This window comes from Metamycoplasma equirhinis (genome assembly GCF_006385185.1).
In the GTDB taxonomy this organism is placed as follows: Bacteria; Bacillota_I; Bacilli_A; order Mycoplasmatales; family Metamycoplasmataceae; genus Metamycoplasma; species Metamycoplasma equirhinis.
This window is the reverse complement of sequence record NZ_VFIX01000023.1, coordinates 1-631: the sequence shown is the minus strand read 5'-3', so window position 1 is coordinate 631 and position 631 is coordinate 1. Positions and strand designations below refer to the sequence as shown.

The 631-nt window shown below is 65.8% G+C and carries 1 protein-coding gene; it reads right to left on the bottom strand.

What is annotated here, in order from left to right; genetic code table 4:
• Nucleotides 1-631: DEAD/DEAH box helicase (locus FJM08_RS08475; RefSeq protein ID WP_140031739.1), on the bottom strand; the 631-nt coding region annotated here is incomplete at both ends.

The window sequence follows — 631 nt, the reverse complement described above, 5'->3', positions numbered from 1 at the left end:
TCGTCGGACTCATCGATGCGGGGCGCCACCACATAGGCCTGGCGGCCGGCGGCAGCCTCTTCGATGATGCGCCGCCAGGCGCGGTCGAGCCAGGCGGGCTTGTCCTTGACAAAGATGACGTTGGTGGCAATCGGCTGGCGCCCGAGCGGAAGTTCGCGCAGCGTAGAGGTTTCCAGGTCGCCATAGACGGTCAGCGCGACCGTGCGCGGTATCGGCGTCGCGGTCATCACCAGCAGGTGCGGGGTAATGCCGGCGGGGGCCTTGGCGCGCAACTGATCTCGCTGCTCGACACCAAACCGGTGTTGCTCGTCGACCACCACCATGCCCAGGTTGTGAAAGTCGACGGCCTCCTGCAGCAGCGCGTGCGTGCCGATGACGATGCCGACCTGACCGCTGGCGATTTCGGCGCGAACTTGCTTCTTCTGCCCTGCCGTCATCGAACCGGTGAGCAGTGCCACCCGGGTGGCGTTTTCGGCGCCTCCCAGTTGGCCGCCCATGGCCAGCGGCCCTAGGACATCGCGGATCGATCGCAAGTGTTGTGCGGCAAGGACTTCCGTTGGCGCCAGCAGGGCACACTGGTAACCCGCGTCCACCATCTGCAGCATCGCCAACACCGCAACGATCGTTTTGC